Origin of the sequence: Curtobacterium sp. MCBA15_001 (genome assembly GCF_001864835.1) — a bacterium.
Classification (GTDB): domain Bacteria; phylum Actinomycetota; class Actinomycetes; order Actinomycetales; family Microbacteriaceae; genus Curtobacterium.
This window is the reverse complement of sequence record NZ_MJGI01000023.1, coordinates 290631-305477: the sequence shown is the minus strand read 5'-3', so window position 1 is coordinate 305477 and position 14847 is coordinate 290631. Positions and strand designations below refer to the sequence as shown.

General features: G+C 72.0%; 16 protein-coding genes. 7 read left to right on the top strand and 9 right to left on the bottom strand.

Annotated elements, in window-relative coordinates; genetic code table 11:
- The 3 genes from BIU90_RS10730 to BIU90_RS10720 all read right to left on the bottom strand — a co-directional run.
- Positions 1-321 (bottom strand): Gfo/Idh/MocA family protein (locus tag BIU90_RS10730; protein ID WP_139195246.1); only part of this gene is annotated, 321 nt, incomplete at its 3' end.
- Positions 318-1142 (bottom strand): sugar phosphate isomerase/epimerase, encoded by an 825-nt coding sequence (locus BIU90_RS10725; protein WP_071300192.1) that lies wholly within the window; start codon positions 1140-1142, stop codon positions 318-320. The genes BIU90_RS10730 and BIU90_RS10725, both read right to left, overlap by 4 nt.
- Positions 1143-1234: 92 nt before the next feature.
- Positions 1235-2602, bottom strand: coding sequence for an MFS transporter (locus BIU90_RS10720; protein ID WP_071300191.1), 1368 nt, complete (start codon positions 2600-2602; stop codon positions 1235-1237).
- A gap of 157 nt (positions 2603-2759) precedes the next feature.
- Here BIU90_RS10720 and BIU90_RS10715 point away from each other — a divergent pair, with 157 nt between their 5' ends.
- The 3 genes from BIU90_RS10715 to BIU90_RS10705 are packed head-to-tail and all read left to right on the top strand — an operon-like array spanning position 2760 to position 4794.
- Positions 2760-3344 carry a TetR/AcrR family transcriptional regulator gene (locus BIU90_RS10715; protein ID WP_254787012.1) on the top strand — a complete coding sequence of 195 codons (585 nt, stop codon included), beginning with the start codon at positions 2760-2762 and terminating at the stop codon, positions 3342-3344.
- 27 nt (positions 3345-3371) lie between these two features.
- Positions 3372-4226 carry a PHP domain-containing protein gene (locus BIU90_RS10710; RefSeq protein ID WP_071300189.1) on the top strand — a complete coding sequence of 285 codons (855 nt, stop codon included), beginning with the start codon at positions 3372-3374 and terminating at the stop codon, positions 4224-4226.
- 4 nt (positions 4227-4230) lie between these two features.
- Entirely contained in the window at positions 4231-4794 is a 564-nt protein-coding gene (locus tag BIU90_RS10705; protein ID WP_071300188.1) for a hypothetical protein, read from the top strand.
- Between the two features lie 86 nt (positions 4795-4880).
- Here the strand turns inward: BIU90_RS10705 and BIU90_RS10700 are convergent, their stop codons facing one another.
- Positions 4881-5483 carry a class I SAM-dependent methyltransferase gene (locus BIU90_RS10700; protein ID WP_254787011.1) on the bottom strand — a complete coding sequence of 201 codons (603 nt, stop codon included), beginning with the start codon at positions 5481-5483 and terminating at the stop codon, positions 4881-4883.
- Positions 5484-5496: 13 nt separating this feature from the next.
- Positions 5497-6180 carry a DUF402 domain-containing protein gene (locus BIU90_RS10695; protein ID WP_071300186.1) on the bottom strand — a complete coding sequence of 228 codons (684 nt, stop codon included), beginning with the start codon at positions 6178-6180 and terminating at the stop codon, positions 5497-5499.
- Positions 6181-6288: 108 nt separating this feature from the next.
- Between BIU90_RS10695 and glgX the strand changes: the two genes are divergently transcribed.
- The 4 genes from glgX to BIU90_RS10675 all read left to right on the top strand — a co-directional run bounded on the left by glgX (position 6289) and on the right by BIU90_RS10675 (position 11093).
- Positions 6289-8307 carry a glycogen debranching protein GlgX gene (glgX, locus tag BIU90_RS10690; protein ID WP_071300185.1) on the top strand — a complete coding sequence of 673 codons (2019 nt, stop codon included), beginning with the start codon at positions 6289-6291 and terminating at the stop codon, positions 8305-8307.
- Between the two features lie 153 nt (positions 8308-8460).
- The gene (locus BIU90_RS10685; RefSeq protein WP_071300184.1) at positions 8461-9465 is read left to right on the top strand and encodes a YdcF family protein; all 1005 of its coding nucleotides are present in this window, start codon (positions 8461-8463) and stop codon (positions 9463-9465) included.
- A gap of 2 nt (positions 9466-9467) precedes the next feature.
- A complete protein-coding gene (locus BIU90_RS10680) occupies positions 9468-10583 on the top strand; it encodes a VanZ family protein (protein WP_071300183.1) in 1116 nt (371 codons plus the stop codon).
- Between the two features lie 39 nt (positions 10584-10622).
- Positions 10623-11093: a BLUF domain-containing protein gene (locus tag BIU90_RS10675; protein ID WP_071300182.1), complete on the top strand. Its 471-nt coding sequence runs from the start codon at positions 10623-10625 to the stop codon at positions 11091-11093.
- 185 nt (positions 11094-11278) lie between these two features.
- Here BIU90_RS10675 and sufU read toward each other — a convergent pair whose 3' ends face one another.
- From sufU to BIU90_RS10655, 4 genes are all read right to left on the bottom strand, one after another.
- Positions 11279-11728 carry a Fe-S cluster assembly sulfur transfer protein SufU gene (sufU, locus tag BIU90_RS10670; RefSeq protein WP_071300181.1) on the bottom strand — a complete coding sequence of 150 codons (450 nt, stop codon included), beginning with the start codon at positions 11726-11728 and terminating at the stop codon, positions 11279-11281.
- Complete coding sequence (locus tag BIU90_RS10665) at positions 11725-13065, bottom strand: aminotransferase class V-fold PLP-dependent enzyme (RefSeq protein WP_071300180.1); 1341 nt, start codon at positions 13063-13065, stop codon at positions 11725-11727. The genes sufU and BIU90_RS10665 overlap by 4 nt, the downstream gene beginning before the upstream one ends.
- A gap of 117 nt (positions 13066-13182) precedes the next feature.
- The gene (locus BIU90_RS10660; protein ID WP_071300179.1) at positions 13183-13395 is read right to left on the bottom strand and encodes an Rv0909 family putative TA system antitoxin; all 213 of its coding nucleotides are present in this window, start codon (positions 13393-13395) and stop codon (positions 13183-13185) included.
- Between the two features lie 163 nt (positions 13396-13558).
- Entirely contained in the window at positions 13559-14842 is a 1284-nt protein-coding gene (locus BIU90_RS10655) for a chloride channel protein (protein WP_071300178.1), read from the bottom strand.
- Positions 14843-14847: the final 5 nt, after the last annotated feature.

Genomic DNA, 14847 nt, shown 5'->3' with positions numbered 1-14847 from the left:
GGCCGAGGCCCGGTCGACGCCGATCGGCTTCTCGCTCCACACGTGCTTGCCCGCGCGCAGTGCCGCGGTGGAGACCTCCACGTGCGTGGCCGGCAGCGTCAGGTTGATGACGATCTCGACGTCGGGGTCCGCGAGCACCTCGTCCCCGGTCCCGGATGCCGGGATCCCCCACTTCGCCGCTGACTCCGCCGCACGCGCCGTGTCGATGTCGCCGATGCGGACCACCTCGACGTCGGGGAACGTCGTCAGGTTGGTCAGGTACTGCTCGCTGATCATCCCGGCGCCGATGAAGCCGATGCCGACCTTGCCCGTGCGGGTCATGCGGACACCCCGGCACCGGTCGGGGCGGACAGCGTGGACGCCAGCCACCGGTACGACTGTTCGACACCGTCGAACACGTCCCCGTCGAAGCCGTCGAACTCGATCACGGCGTACTCGAGCGCGGTCGCCGCGGCCAGCGCCTCGGCGAGCCGGACGTCGCCCTGGCCGGCCGGGGTCTGGTCGGTCGGCACCTCGGCGGTCGAGATGCCCTCGCGCATCGGGCCGTCCTTGACGTGCACGGCGACGATGCGGTCGCCGAGCTCCTGGACGAAGGCGACGACGTCGATGCCGGCGGCGCTCGCCCAGTACAGGTCGAGCTCCAGCACGACGGCCGGGTCGAGCAGGGACGCGAGCACCTGCAGCGCGGGCTGGCCGTCGATGCGGGGCCGCAGCTCGTGGTCGTGGTTGTGGTAGCCGACGCGCATGCCGTGTTCGGCGGCCTCGGCGGCTGCGGCGTTCAGGCGGGCGGCGACGCGTTCGACGCCCTCGCGGGTGGTCCAGTGGTCGGGGCCGACGAACGGGTCGATGACGATCTCGATGCCGAGCTCGGCCGCCGCGGCGAAGGTGTCAGCGTGCGAGGGGGCGGTCATCACGGTGCCGTCGGGCAGCGGGATCGACTCCTCGACCAGGAAGGCGTGGCCGGTCCTGGCGGCGATGCCGTGGGCGTCGAACGCGGCCTTGAGTTCGGGGGCGCGGTCGACGAAGGCGAACGCCTCGACCGTGTCGAAGCCGATCTCGGCCAGGCGGCGGACGCCGCCGTCCAGGTCGGGCGCCAGGGCGGCGTCCACCGTGTAGAGCTGCAGCGAGATGGCGGGAGCCATGTCGGGTCCTTTCCGTCGTGTGGTCAGGTGACGGCCGGGAGGCGCGGGGTGCGTTGCGGACGCACCCCGCGCCTCCTGGCTGGTGGCGTCGGTCAGCGGACCGACTTGATGGGGAGGATGACGAGGGCTCCGAGCAGCACGGCGACGCCGGCGCCCCAGAGCATGAGCGTGTAGTTCTGCCCACCGCCGATGCCGAGGAGGTACAGGCCCACCGCGGGTGCGAGCGACTGGGGCAGCGCGTTCGCGACGTTGATGACGCCGAGGTCCTTGCCGGGACGCTCGGGGTCGGGCAGCACGTCGACGACCAGCGCGGTGTCGATCGCGGCGTAGATGCCGAACGCGAAGCCGAGCACGATCTCGGCGAAGTAGAACCCGCCGACGCTGTCGACGTGCGCCAGGATCACGAGGCCGACCGCGGTCAGCGCGGTGGAGCCCCAGACGAAGACCTTGCGGCGGCGGATGCGGTCGGACACCCAGCCGGAGATCGACGCGCTGACGAGCAGGGCGATCGTGTAGAGCAGCACACCGAAGGCGACGGCCCCGACGGCCTCGGCCTGCGGGAGACCGATGCGGTCCTGCATGTAGAGCACGCGGTACGTCGTGAACATGAACGTGCCGAAGGTGATGAGGAAGCGGCCCCACCAGGCGAGACCGAAGTCCGGGTACTTGATCGGGTTCGTCCAGAACGAGGCGATCAGGGTCAGCCAGCTGAAGGGCTTGGTCGGCGTGGTGGGCAGGTCGTCACGGGCGACGGCCGAGTACACGAGGATGACGACGATCGCCAGGATGCCCGGGGCGATGAAGAGCACCGGCAGGTTCCCGACCATGTACACGGCGAGGTACAGACCGGCCAGGATCGCGATGTTCTGCGCGAGGGCGATGACGCTCGACGCCTTGCCGCGCTGGAACTCGGGGACGTTGTCGGCGAAGCTCGCGGTCAGCGTGGCGAGCACGGCGTTCGCGGCGACCTGCGCCAGGACCCATGCCAGCGTGAGCTGGAGCACGTCCGGGGCGAAGGCGAGCCAGGCGAGGGCCGCGACGAAGACGACGACACCACCGACCATCCACGGGCGGCGACGGCCCCAGCGGGTGCGGGTGCGGTCGGACAGCGACCCGAAGAGCGGGTTCGCGAACAGTGCACCGAGCGCGCCGAACGGCAGGACCGAGCCGACGATCGTCTCAGGGCTCGACGGGTTGAGCTCCTGCGCCTTGATCGACATGCTCACGAACACCGGGGTGAGCAGGGCCGCGAACAGCCCGAACTGCGCCAGGCTGAGCGCCCACATGTACTTCGGGCCGACGCGGACGGAGCTGACGGACTGCGTGAGTCCCTCGACCGAGAAGGCCCGAGACGCCGCTGCCGGGTCGGTGCTGGTGGCTCCGGCGGCCGCGGTGACCGGCGGATTGGCGGTCCCGGCGATGCCGCCCTTGGGTTCTTCGTTCGACCTCGGTGTCGACATGACTCCTCCTCGAGTCATCAGGGGCTTCGGGGCCCTCGAATACCTAGTGCTGCTAGGTGATCGGGAATGTAGCACTGAAAACCCCCGAGTGGAAGTATTCGTCCGGATCATGACGACGGACCGGGGGTTCCTGCTCGCGGTCGGTAGGGTCGTCGCCGTGACCTCCAACGACGGGACCGGCTCGCGGGGGCCCTACGCCAAGGGCGTGCAGCGGCGCCAGGAGATCCTCGACGAGACCCTCGAGGTCATCGCCAGCCGGGGCATCGACGGTGCGTCCCTCCGGGCGATCGGCGAGGCGATCGGGGTCTCGCACGCGGCGCTGCGGCACTACTTCTCGTCCCGCGAAGCCCTGCTGGTCGAGGTGCTCCGACAGCGGGACGAGGCGTCCGTGCGGTCCGTGGAGCACCTGCCCGGGGTGTTCGACCGGCTCGCGGCGTCGGCGAACGACAACGTCGGCGAGCCCGCGCTCGTGACGCTCTACACGACGCTGCTCGGCGCCTCGGTGGAGTCCGGGAACGAGACCGCCCGCGACTTCTTCGCCGCACGGTTCGCCGAGGCCCGTCGCGACTTCTCCGCGCAGCTGCGCGACGAGCTCGCCGCGTCCGGCCGGCACTCGGACGCGGACCTCGACCAGGTGGCGTCACTGATCATCGCCGCGTTCGACGGGCTCCAGGTGCAGTGGCTGCTCGACCGGCGGATCGACATCGCCGGCACGCTCCGGCTGCTCGAACGCGTGCTCTGACCCCGCAGGCGTGGCAGGGTCGGACCCATGAGCCTGCCCGCCGACGCGCACGTGCACAGCCAGTTCTCCTGGGACGCCGGATCGGACCCCGCCTCCGTCGACCTGATGCGCCGGACGTGTGCCCGAGCGGTCCGGATCGGGCTGCCGGCGCTGGTGTTCACCGAGCACCTCGACCTCGAGGACGCGTGGTGGGTGGACGCGGGCGACTTCGACCACCACGAGGAGAAGTACGTCGACCCGGACGGCATGGTGCGGCTGCCCCCGTTCGACCTCTCCGGTTGGCTGTCCTCGATCGAGGCGTGCCGCCACGAGTTCCCCGACCTGCGCATCCTGACCGGCCTGGAGTTCGGACAGCCGCACCTGTGGGAGTCGGCGGCCGCGTCCGTGCTCGACTCCGGCGCGGTCGACCGCGTCAACGGGTCGCTGCACATGCTGCCGTTCCGGGACGGCCTGCGCGCCGAGCCGATGACGCTCTTCCGGCACCGTCCCGCCGCCGACGTGCTGTGGGCGTACCTGGACGAGGTCCCCCGCATGGTCGACGGGTCCGACGTCTTCGAGGTGTTCACCCACATCGACTACGCCGTCCGCAGCTGGCCGTCCGAGACCGAGGGGCCGTTCGACCCTCGGGTGTTCGAGGACGGGTTCCGCGGCGCGATGCAGGCGATCGCGCGGTCGGGCCGGGCGCTGGAGATGAACACCCGGCGGCTCTGGTCGTGGATCCCGGAGTGGTGGGCCGACGAGGGCGGCCGCGCGGTCACGTTCGGCAGCGACGCCCACACGCCCGAGCTCCTGGCGCACGGCTTCCCCGAGGCGGTGGCGATGCTCGAGCACTACGGATTCCGCCCGGGTTCCCGCCCCGAGGACCCCTGGACACTCCGGTGAGCGTGTGAAGACTGCCGAGATCCGTCGTCGGCTGCAGGCCGCGACCGGGTCGGAACACCTCGTTCGCATCGACCAGACGTCGAAGCCGGGTGACCGGGAGAGCGGCTTCGTCCTGGCGGTCGGTCGGAAGTGGGTCCTCCTCGCTTCGACCCGCGACGGCGGCTTCTTCGACGGCTACGCCGCGATCCGGATCACGGACGTCCGTCGTGTCCGGGACGACACGTCCTTCGAGTCGCGCGCCACTCGGCTGCGCGCGGAGTGGCCGCCGTCCTTCCCACGGCCGCTGACCGAGGTCGACCTCGACACCACCGCCGGGGTGCTCCGGTCGATGGCGATGCCCACCGGCCTGATCGGCATCGAGTCGACACGACGCCGCAACGCGATGTGGATCGGCGCCCTCCACTCGCTGACGCGGCACTGGGTGTACCTGCATGAGGTCCGATCCGACGCCACCTGGCACGACGTCCCGCTCGGCTACCGCCTCGGGAAGGTGACGACGGTCTACACCGACAGCCAGTACCAGCGCGGGCTGCTCGCCATCGCTGGAACACCGCCCGAGATCGACTGACGGCAGCGGACACCCTGGTACGAGCCGACCAGCGCGATGCGTCGGAAGTTGGCCCCCCGGGGGCTGGCCGGACCGCGGCCGCGGCGTCAGCGCAGTTGGGCGAGGAGCGCGCCGTGCGGGCGAGGGCGGTCGCCGAGCACAGAGCGGGTGTGGGTCTCGAGGACGTCGAATCCGGCCGCGGTGAGCACCTCGGCGAGCGCCGCCGGGGGCCAGCGCCAGGCGGTCGTGACCGCGTGGTCGAACGGCTCGAGGGTGGTCCCGGTGAAGAAGCCCACCAGCAGTTCCCCGCCCGGTCGCAGCACCCGGGCGAACTCGCCGAGGACCGTCGGCAGATCCTCCGGCTCGTGGTGGATGACCGAGTACCAGGCCAGCACGCCCCCGAGCGACCCGTCCGGGGACGACAGCTGCGCCAGGTCGCCGACGTCGAACGGGGTCCCTGGGTGCGTCGACCGCGCGTGGTCGACGAACGCCGGGACCGCGTCCACGCCGAGGGCCTGGTGACCGAGCGCGGTGAGGTGCGCGGTCCAGTGCCCGGGTCCGCAGCCGGCATCGAGCACGGGACCGTCCAGGTCGGCGGCCCAGGTGCGCACGAGGTGCTCGTCCGCGGGGTGGACGTGCGCCATCGTGCCGAGCTGCGCCGTGTACTCGACCGCACGCGCGGTGTACCGGCGGACGACGTCGGGACGCACCGCGGGCCTCCCGTCAGGCACGGTCGATGCGCTCCCATGCCGACGGCAGCGCCACCGATGCCCATGCCGGATCCGGCACCCACGCCGACCAGTCCGCGTCGAACGGGAAGTCCGACGCCAGGACGGCAGCCGTTGCCTCGGCGCCGACGCCCTCGATCACGGACCGCATCGCCGCCGGCCACAGCCCGAGGTCGGCGAAGAACGCGAGCTCGTCCTCGTCCTTGTACCGCGCCGACCACGTGCCGTCGGCGTCCTGGCGGGCGACGACGTCGAGCGTCCAGTCCTGGCTGTCGAACCCGAGCTCGGTGCGGGTCCAGGGCAGTTCGAGGTTGACGTACCACTCGGGCTCCCAGTCCGTGCCGTCGTGCCAGCGCCAGACCGACCACGGCGTGCCCTTGCGGTGCACCCGGACGACCGGTGCACCGAACCACCCGTCCTCCACGTAGGTGCCGTCCCAGTCGTCGGGCACGACCAGTCGACCGTTCGGTCCGCTGCCCACCCCGGCGCGACGCCGCACCGCGGAACCGGCCGGGGTGGCGACCACGGCGAGGTCGTCGTCGTCGACCAGGACCCGCCCGGCGACGGCGAACCCGACGGCCTCACCGTGCCCGCCGTAGGTGTTGACGCTCCGCAGGGCGACGGTGTCACCGGGGGCGAACGGCTCGGTGCGGGTGTCGGTCGGCACGGCGATGTCCATGCACCGATGCTGCCACGAGCCCCGCGACCGGGCCACGGGCTCTGCGACCGGGCCTCGGGGTACGCGAGCGAGCCGGGAGCACAGCACCCCGTCGGTAGAACTGGCAGCATGACCACTTCCTCGCGCTCACCGCTCGGCGTCACGCTCGTCGACGGCGGCGCCAACGTCGCCCTGTTCTCGACCACCGCCGACCGCGTCGAGTTCTGCCGCTTCGACGACGACGGGACCGAGCACCGCACCGAGCTCACCCACCGCACCGGGTACACCTTCCACGACATCGTGCCGGACGTCACCGTCGGCACCCGCTACGGCTTCCGCGTGCACGGTCCCTGGGACCCGGCGAACGGTCTGCGCCACAACCCCGCCAAGCTGCTGCTCGACCCCTACGCCACGGCGATCGACGGGACCTACGAGTGGGGCCAGGCGCTGTTCGGGCACGACATGGAGCACCCGGACCAGATCGACGAGACCGACTCGGCCAGCGCGATGCCGAAGTCCGTGGTCGCCGACCGTGCCTTCGACTGGGAGGGCGACGTCCGTCCGGACACCTCACTCGCCGACACCGTCGTGTACGAGGTCCACGTGAAGGGCTTCACCCAGCAGCACCCCGACGTCCCCGAGGAGATCCGCGGCACGTACGCCGGCATGGCGCACCCGGCGGCGATCCAGCACCTGGTCGACCTCGGTGTGACGGCGGTCGAACTGCTGCCGACGCACCAGTTCGTGCAGGACTCGACGCTCGCCGACAAGGGCCTGCGGAACTACTGGGGCTACAACTCCATCGGCTTCTTCGCGCCGCACGACGAGTACTCGTCCGCGGGGTCGGCCGGCCAGCAGGTCGCCGAGTTCAAGGCGATGGTCAAGGCCCTGCACGCAGCGGGCCTCGAGGTCATCATGGACGTCGTCTACAACCACACCGCCGAGGGCAACCACATGGGCCCGACGCTGTCGTTCAAGGGCATCGACAACCCGTCGTACTACCGCCTGGTCGAGGACGACGGCTCGAGCTACTTCGACACCACCGGCACCGGCAACTCCCTCAACGTCGCACACCCGGCGGCGCTCGGCCTGATCGCGGACTCGCTGCGGTACTGGGTCGAGGAGATGCACGTCGACGGCTTCCGCTTCGACCTCGCGACGACGCTGACCCGGCAGGACAACGAGGCCAGCCGCCGCTCGGCGTTCCTCGACATCATCCACCAGGACCCGGTGCTGCGGACCGTCAAGATGATCGCCGAGCCGTGGGACACCGCCGGCTACCAGGTCGGCGGGTTCCCGGCCGAGTGGGCGGAGTGGAACGGCAAGTACCGCGACGACATGCGCGCGTTCTGGCGCGGCGACGAGGGCACGCTCGGCGACGCCGTCCAGCGAGTGCTGGGCAGCCCGGACGTCTACGAGGGCTCGCGTCGCGCACCGGTGTGCTCGGTCGACTTCGTCACGGCGCACGACGGCTTCACGCTGGCGGACCTGACGATGTACGCCGAGAAGCACAACGAGGCCAACGGCGAGGACAACAACGACGGCGAGAGCAACAACACCTCGTTCAACGGCGGCATCGAGGGCCCGACCGACGACGGCGCGGTGAACGACTACCGCGACCGGCAGCGCCGGAACTTCCTCGGCTCGCTGCTGCTGTCGGCGGGCGTGCCGATGATCCTCGGCGGCGACGAGATCGCCCGGTCGCAGGGCGGCAACAACAACGCGTACTGCCACGACGACGAGATCTCGTGGTTCGACTGGGCCGCGGCGGACCAGGACCTGCTCGCCTTCACCCGGTCGGCGATCGCGTTCCGCAAGGAGCACGTCGCGCTCCGGCCCGAGTGGTACCGCACGGCACCCGGCGACTCGGAGTCGACCGTGTCCGTGCTGCGGGCGGACGACGCCGGGTTCGAGGACGGCGACTGGGCCGACGGCGGCAACCGCGCGGTGATGCTCGTGCTCGAACAGGGCGAGGACGTCGTGGCGGTGCTGCTGAACGCCTCCGACACGACGATCGAGTTCACGCTGCCCGAGAAGCCCGGCGGCGGCTCGTGGTCGCTCGGCCTGTCGAGCGACCCGGACCAGCAGGTCGACGGCGCAGCCGCGACCGTCCTGGTCCGCGACGCGTCGTTCACCGCGCTCGTCTAGTCGGGCGCACCTTCCCCTTCGCGAAAGCGACAGTTCTGCGCCGGGCGTCGGTGGAGAACTGTCGCTTTCGCGGATCGGACGGGAGGCGCGGGGCGGGCCCGCCCCGCGCCTCCAGTCCGTCCGCTTCGGCGCGCGACCCGTAGGGTCGTACCCGTGGTCCTCCTCGCGCTCGCCGTCGTCTGTGCCCTGGTCTACGTGGTGCTGCGCCAGCGCGACCGCCGGATGCTCCGCAACGGGGTGCTGCTGGCGGCGGCCCTGTTCTTCGCGGTGCTCGGCGTCACGGACCTGGTGCTCGACCGCTTCCCGGCGCTGCAGGTCCTGGTCGTCGGCGCCATCCTGCTGTTCCCCGTCGGCGTCGTCGTGCTCGCCGGCTTCCTCGTCGCCAACGGCGTGCGGATGTTCCGGCGCGAGGGTCGCAGCCTCGGCAACATGCTCTCGCTCGTCGTCGGCGTCGGCCTGATCGCCCTGGTCGCCCTGCTGCTCGTGCTGATCCGTTCGGGCTCGCTCTTCGCGGAGTCCGTGCTGCTGCTCGTGCTCGCCGTCGCCGGGTACGTCGGGGTGGTGTTCGTCGTCTTCCTGCTGTACGCGCTCGTGTACGGCCACGTCGGCAAGCCGCGCGAGGCCGACGTCGTCGTGGTGCTCGGCTCCGGGCTCGTGCGTGGGAACGTACCGCCGCTGCTGCGCTCCCGGCTCGACAAGGGCATCGAGGTCTGGCGGCACTCCGTCGAGCAGGGCCGTGCCGCGGTGATGATCCCGTCCGGGGGCCAGGGTGCCGACGAGCCCCGCCCCGAGGGCCAGGCAATGGCCGAGTACCTCGTCGCGCAGGGTGTCCCCGCGACCGCCGTGCTGCCGGAGACCCGCTCGCGCAACACCGACGAGAACCTGCGCTTCTCGCAGACCGTGCAGGAGCAGGCGGGTGTGACCGGGGACGTCGTCGTCGCGACCAGCAACTACCACGTGATGCGCGCGGCGATGCTGGCGCGGAGCATCGGCAGCGACGCCCAGGTCGTCGGTGCCCGGACCGCCCGGTACTACGTGCCGAGCGCGTTCCTGCGCGAGTTCGTGGCCGTCGTCGCCGCGCACCGCATCGGGCACGCCGTCGCGCTCGCGGGGGTCCTGGCCTTCTGGGTGTGGGTCGTCGTGGTCGAGGTGGTCTGACCGTGTCGACGACCGTGTTCCCTGCCTACGCGGCCGTCCTCTTCGCCACCGGGCTCGCCGTGCTGCTCGTGGTGCCGTTCACCGCGATCCAGTACCGCCGACGCGGGGGGCTGACCGTCGGCATCGTCGCCCTGCACTTCCTCGTGCTGGTCTACCTGGTCGCCCTGGCCACGTACACGCTGCTGCCGCTGCCCCCGCGCACGGCCGACTTCTGCAGCGTCCACGACGCCGGCGCGCAGCTCGTGCCTGGGCAGTTCGTGTCGGACATCGTGCGCGAGGCCGGCCTCCGCGGCGGTGGGCTCACCGCGTACCTGCGCAACCCCGCGACGCTGCAGGTCGTGTTCAACGTGGCGCTGTTCGTGCCGCTCGGCATGGTGCTGCGCTACTTCCGCCGCGTCCCGGTCTGGGTCGCGACCCTGATCGGGCTCGGGGCATCGCTGCTCATCGAGACGACGCAGATCACCGGGATCTGGTTCCTCTACCCCTGCGCGTACCGCCTGTTCGACGTGGACGACCTGCTCGCGAACACCGCGGGTGCGCTGATCGGTGCGTTCCTCGCGCCGCTGCTCCGGGTGTTCCCCGGCCAGGTGCCCATGCGGCCGACCGATCCACGCCGGGTGACGGTGCTGCGCCGGTGGCTCGGGATGACCTGCGACTGGGTCGTCGTCACGTTCGGGTCGCTCGCCGGCGCCTTCGTCCCGGTCGCGGCCGACCCGCGCGGGTCCGGAGCGCTCGAGGCCTTCCTGCGCGGTGGTGCGAGCGTGCTCGTCGTCGCGGTGCTGCAGCTCGTCTGGGTGCTGGCGTCGGGCCGCACCATCGGTGAGACGATCGTGCGCCTCGAACCGCGGCCGCCCGCCGGGGTGCTCGGTCGTGTGCTGCGCTGGGTGCTCGGGACCGGCGGGTACGCCCTGCTCACGCTCGGTCAGGGCCCCGTCTGGCCCGTGCTGCTGGCGGTCGGGGTCGTGGTCTCGATCGCGGCCGTGCCGTTCACGCGGGGCCGACGCGGGTTGGCGTACGTGGCGGCACGGTGGGACGTGCAGGACGACCGCGAGGCGACCGGCACGGCGACGGAGCGCGCCCGGACCGTGGCGTCCGACGGAGTGCGTGCACCGGACTGAGGTTGGTCCTTCCCGGGTGCGCGACACAGACTGTCGGCGATGCCCGAACTCACCTCCCTCGTGTACATGTCCGTCGCCGCGGACGCGATGACGGACGCCGACCTGGTCGCGATGCTCCGGGAAGCCCGTCTGCGGAACGGGGCGCTCGGCGTCTCCGGGCTCCTGCTCGCGAAGGGCGGGCGCTTCCTGCAGGTCCTCGAGGGCCAGGAGTGGAGCGTCGAGGACCGCTTCCGGGCGATCGAGCGTGACCCCCGGCACCGCGAGGTGAAGACGCTGTCCCGCGAGCACGTCGACGCGCGCCGGTTCGACGGATGGGCGATGGCGTTCGGCGCCCCGTCCGACGCCGAGGTCCGCGACGACCCGGGCTTCAGCACCTTCCTGTCGGATCGGTCCCCCCTGCCGGCGGCGCTGGCGGGCTCCCCCGCGGACTGGCTGCTCCGCTGGTTCCGCGGCCGCGACCTGCAGGACCTGCCGGAGGAGCGCGTCTCGCTCGGTCGTCACGCCGCCTGACCCGCCAGCGCGCCGTGCGGCCGCGCGGTGTCGCACCCGCGCACGGACATCGCACCCCGGTGCACCGGGGTGCGATGTCCGTCACGGGGTGCGATCGCCGCAGCGGCGCCAGCGACGCACCCGGACGACGGACGGGAGGCGCGTGGCGGCGTCGCCACGGGCCTCCCGTCCGGTGTGTGTCCGGGTCAGCGACCCGCGGTCGCCTCGCGCACGGCGGCCTCGGCCGCCACCCACGCGAGCATCCCGCACTTCACGCGCATGACGAACTTCGAGACGCCGTGGAACGCGACCAGGTCCTCGAGCACGTCCTCGTCCGGCTCGCCGACGCCGCGGGAGCGCATCATCGTGCGGAACTCCTCGGTGAGCGCGAGCAGCTCCGGCACGGTCCGACCGACGGCCATGTCGGTGAGCACCGACGCCGAGGCCATCGAGATCGAGCAGCCGTCGCCCTGCCAGCCGATCGCGGCGATCCGGTCCGACCCGGGCTCGAGCCGCACGCTGACCGTGATCTCGTCACCGCACGTCGGGTTCCGCTCGAAGTGCGCGGCATCGGGCGCGTCCAGCACGGTGTCACCGTGCCGGGCCTTGGCGTGGTCGAGGATGACCTGCTGGTAGAGGGAGTCGAGGGCGTTCACGCGTCGACCCCTTCCGCGGAGGCGCCGTCCGCGGAGGCGCCGTCCGCGCCGAAGTAGCCGCGGACCTCGCCGACGGCCCGCACGAAGCGGTCGACGTCCTCGTCGGTCGTGTACACGTAGCTGCTCGCCCGGCTGGTCGCGGTGAGCCCCAGGCGGCGGTGCAACGGCTGGGCGCAGTGGTGGCCCGAGCGGACGGCGATGCCCTGCGCGTCGAGGTACTGCGACACGTCGTGTGCGTGGACCCCGTCGACGTCGAACGACACCAGTCCGGAGCGTGGGACCCCGGCGGGCGGACCGACCACCCGGACGCCGGGCACCGCGGCGAGACCGTCGAGCATGCGCTGCGCCAGGTGCTCCTCGTGCGCGCGGACGCGGTCCATGCCGATCGCCTGCAGGTAGCGGACGGCCTCGGCGAGCGCGACCGCCTGCGACACGGGCTGGGTGCCGGCCTCGAAGCGCTCGGGTGCCGGCATGAAGTCGGTGTGCTCCATCGTCACGGTGGTGATCATCGACCCGCCGGTCCGGAACGGCGGGAGCGCGTCGAGCAGTTCCTGGCGTCCCCAGAGCACGCCGATGCCGTTCGGTCCGAGCATCTTGTGCCCGGAGAACGCCGCGAAGTCCACGTCGAGCGCCTGCACGTCGAGGGGCCGGTGCGGCGCGGACTGGCAGGCGTCGAGGACGACGAGGGCGCCGTGGGCGTGGGCTGCGGCGACGAGTTCGGCGACCGGGGCGATCATGCCGGTGACGTTCGACACGTGCGCGAACGCCACGACCTTCGTGCGCTCGGAGACCAGCGCGACGGCGTCGGCAGCGTTCCAGCACCCGTCGTCGTCCACGGGGACCCAGCGGAGCGTCGCACCGGTGGCGATCGCCAGCTCCTGCCACGGGACCAGGTTGGCGTGGTGCTCGGCCTCGGTGACCAGGACCTCGTCGCCCTCGCCGAGACGGAAGCGCTCGGCTGCGACTCCCCCGCGCCCACGGCTGGCGTTCGCGATGCCGTACGCCACCAGGTTGAGCGCGTCGGTGGCGTTGGCGGTCCACACGACCTCGCTCGGGGATGCGGCGCCGATGAACCCGGCGACGGTGGCGCGGGCATCCTCGTACGCATCGGTGCTCAGCGCCGCCAGTGTGTGTGCGCCGCGGTGCACGGCCGCGTTGTCGTGCTCGAGGAAGCGGCGCTCGGCGTCCAGGACCTGCTGTGGGCGTTCGGCCGTCGCGCCCGAGTCCAGGTAGGCCAGGGGGTGCCCGTTGACCTGCTGGTCGAGGATCGGGAAGTCCTGACGGATCCGGGTGGTCTCGGCGTCGGTGAGGGGCTGGTCTGGGGCGACGGTCGTCACGGCGGTGGTTCCTCCTGCTGTCGTCGGGGACAACCGCTCCATGGTCCCCGTTGTTCCGCGCGGAGTCCAGCCGAGGGCCCCGACGTCCTCGGGACGCCGGGGCCGCGGTGGGGCGTGCTACTCGTTGCCGATGTGCTTGTCGGCCGAGTCGCGGGCGCCGTCGACCTTCTCGTCGTACTTGCCGCCCGTGGCCTTCTTGACCGCGTCGGCCACGCCGTCGAGCACCTTGTCGCTGATGCCCTCGGCCTTCTCGCTCTTGAGCGCGTCCTGGACCTTCCCGTCCTTCAGGAACTCCTGCGCCTTCTTCGTGATGTCGTCGAACCCCGCCATGTCCGTGCCTCTCGTTCCGACGCGGGACCCGCTGCCCCGGCGTGTGCCGCCGATGGTAGGCGCGTTCCGTGACGATCGCTCGGACTGGAGGCCCGGTGCGGCCCCGGCGGTCCGGTCGCGTGGCCGCGCGGCGCCGCTGAGTGCGCCGAGCGGCGCGGTCGCGTCAGGCCATCTGGGCGCTGCGTCGGCGTGCGAGCACGAACCCGACGGCGACCGACCCCGTGATCGCCAGCAGCGCGGGGATGAGGATGTCGGTCCCCTGCTCGGTGAACTCCACGACGAGCACGAGCGCGGTGAACGGCGCCCGCATCGTCGTCGCGAGGAACGCCGCCGCCCCGATGAACGCGAACGACGCCAGGCTCGGCCCGTCCGCCGGCCACAGCAGCAGCCACGCGCCACCCAGGAACCCGCCGAACGCCGACCCGATGGCGATCGACGGCGTCAGCGTCCCGCCCACGGCACCGGAGCCGATCGTCGCCGCGGTCGTGATCGTGCGGATGACGCCGAGGAGCAGCAGGAACACGATCGGCGCCATGCCGATCACGGTGTCGCCGTCCGTCGTCGTGTTCATCGCGAACACCCCGAGCGCCCGGCCGTTGCCGAGGACCTCGGGGAACGGCACGGCGATCAGGCCGACCATCGCGAACACCACGGGCAGGACGACGAGCAGGCGCCACCCCTTCGGCGCGAGTCCCTGCAGCCGGTTCGTGAGCTTGACGAACCCGACGCCGGCGAAGCCCAGCACGGGGCCGACGACCGCGGCCCAGACCAGCAGCGACGGCGACATGTGCATGGCCGGCACGTGGTACAGCACCTCGTCCGGGATCACCAGGCGTGCCACGACGGCGGCGATCGCACTCGTGGCGAACGCCGGCAGCGCGGTGGCGAGGGTGAGCTCCCCGAGCAGCACCTCGACGGCGAACAGCGCCCCACCGAGCGGCACGTCGTACACGGCAGCGAGGCCCGCCGCGGCGCCGCAGGCCACCAGGATCTTCGTCTCCCGCGCGGTCAGCCCCGCCCGACGGGTCACGACCTGCGCGAGCCACGCTCCGATCTCGCGGGGTGCGACCTCTTTCCCGATCGAGGCGCCCAGCCCGACGGCCAGGATCTGGATCCCGGCGTTGCCGAGGGTGACGAGCGAGGGCATCCGCTTGCCGGCGACGGCGGCGGTGACCGCGACGGTCGGGCGGCCCCAGCGGCGGATCGCCCACCACGCGACACCCGTCAGGACACCGGCGGCGGCGAGCGCCAGGAAGCGGTTCAGCCCGGACGGCGCGTCGGCGGCCTCGAGGTGCCCGCCGAACGGGTACCCGAACGCGACGAACTGGATCAGCTGCAGCGCGAGCCACACCGACACCCCGGCGATCCCCCCGGCGATGCCGACCAGTGCGGTGACCACCGCCAACTTCAGGGCCCAGACCGGTGTCGCGTGTGCAGGGTGCGGCATGTCAG

Coding starts and splice junctions, on each gene's coding strand:
- BIU90_RS10725 (WP_071300192.1), bottom strand. CDS start 1,142: ATGGCTCCCGCCATCTCGCTGCAGCTCTACACGGTGGACGCCGCCCTG.
- BIU90_RS10720 (WP_071300191.1), bottom strand. CDS start 2,602: ATGTCGACACCGAGGTCGAACGAAGAACCCAAGGGCGGCATCGCCGGG.
- BIU90_RS10710 (WP_071300189.1), top strand. CDS start 3,372: ATGAGCCTGCCCGCCGACGCGCACGTGCACAGCCAGTTCTCCTGGGAC.
- BIU90_RS10695 (WP_071300186.1), bottom strand. CDS start 6,180: ATGGACATCGCCGTGCCGACCGACACCCGCACCGAGCCGTTCGCCCCC.
- glgX (WP_071300185.1), top strand. CDS start 6,289: ATGACCACTTCCTCGCGCTCACCGCTCGGCGTCACGCTCGTCGACGGC.
- BIU90_RS10675 (WP_071300182.1), top strand. CDS start 10,623: ATGCCCGAACTCACCTCCCTCGTGTACATGTCCGTCGCCGCGGACGCG.
- BIU90_RS10660 (WP_071300179.1), bottom strand. CDS start 13,395: ATGGCGGGGTTCGACGACATCACGAAGAAGGCGCAGGAGTTCCTGAAG.
- BIU90_RS10655 (WP_071300178.1), bottom strand. CDS start 14,842: ATGCCGCACCCTGCACACGCGACACCGGTCTGGGCCCTGAAGTTGGCG.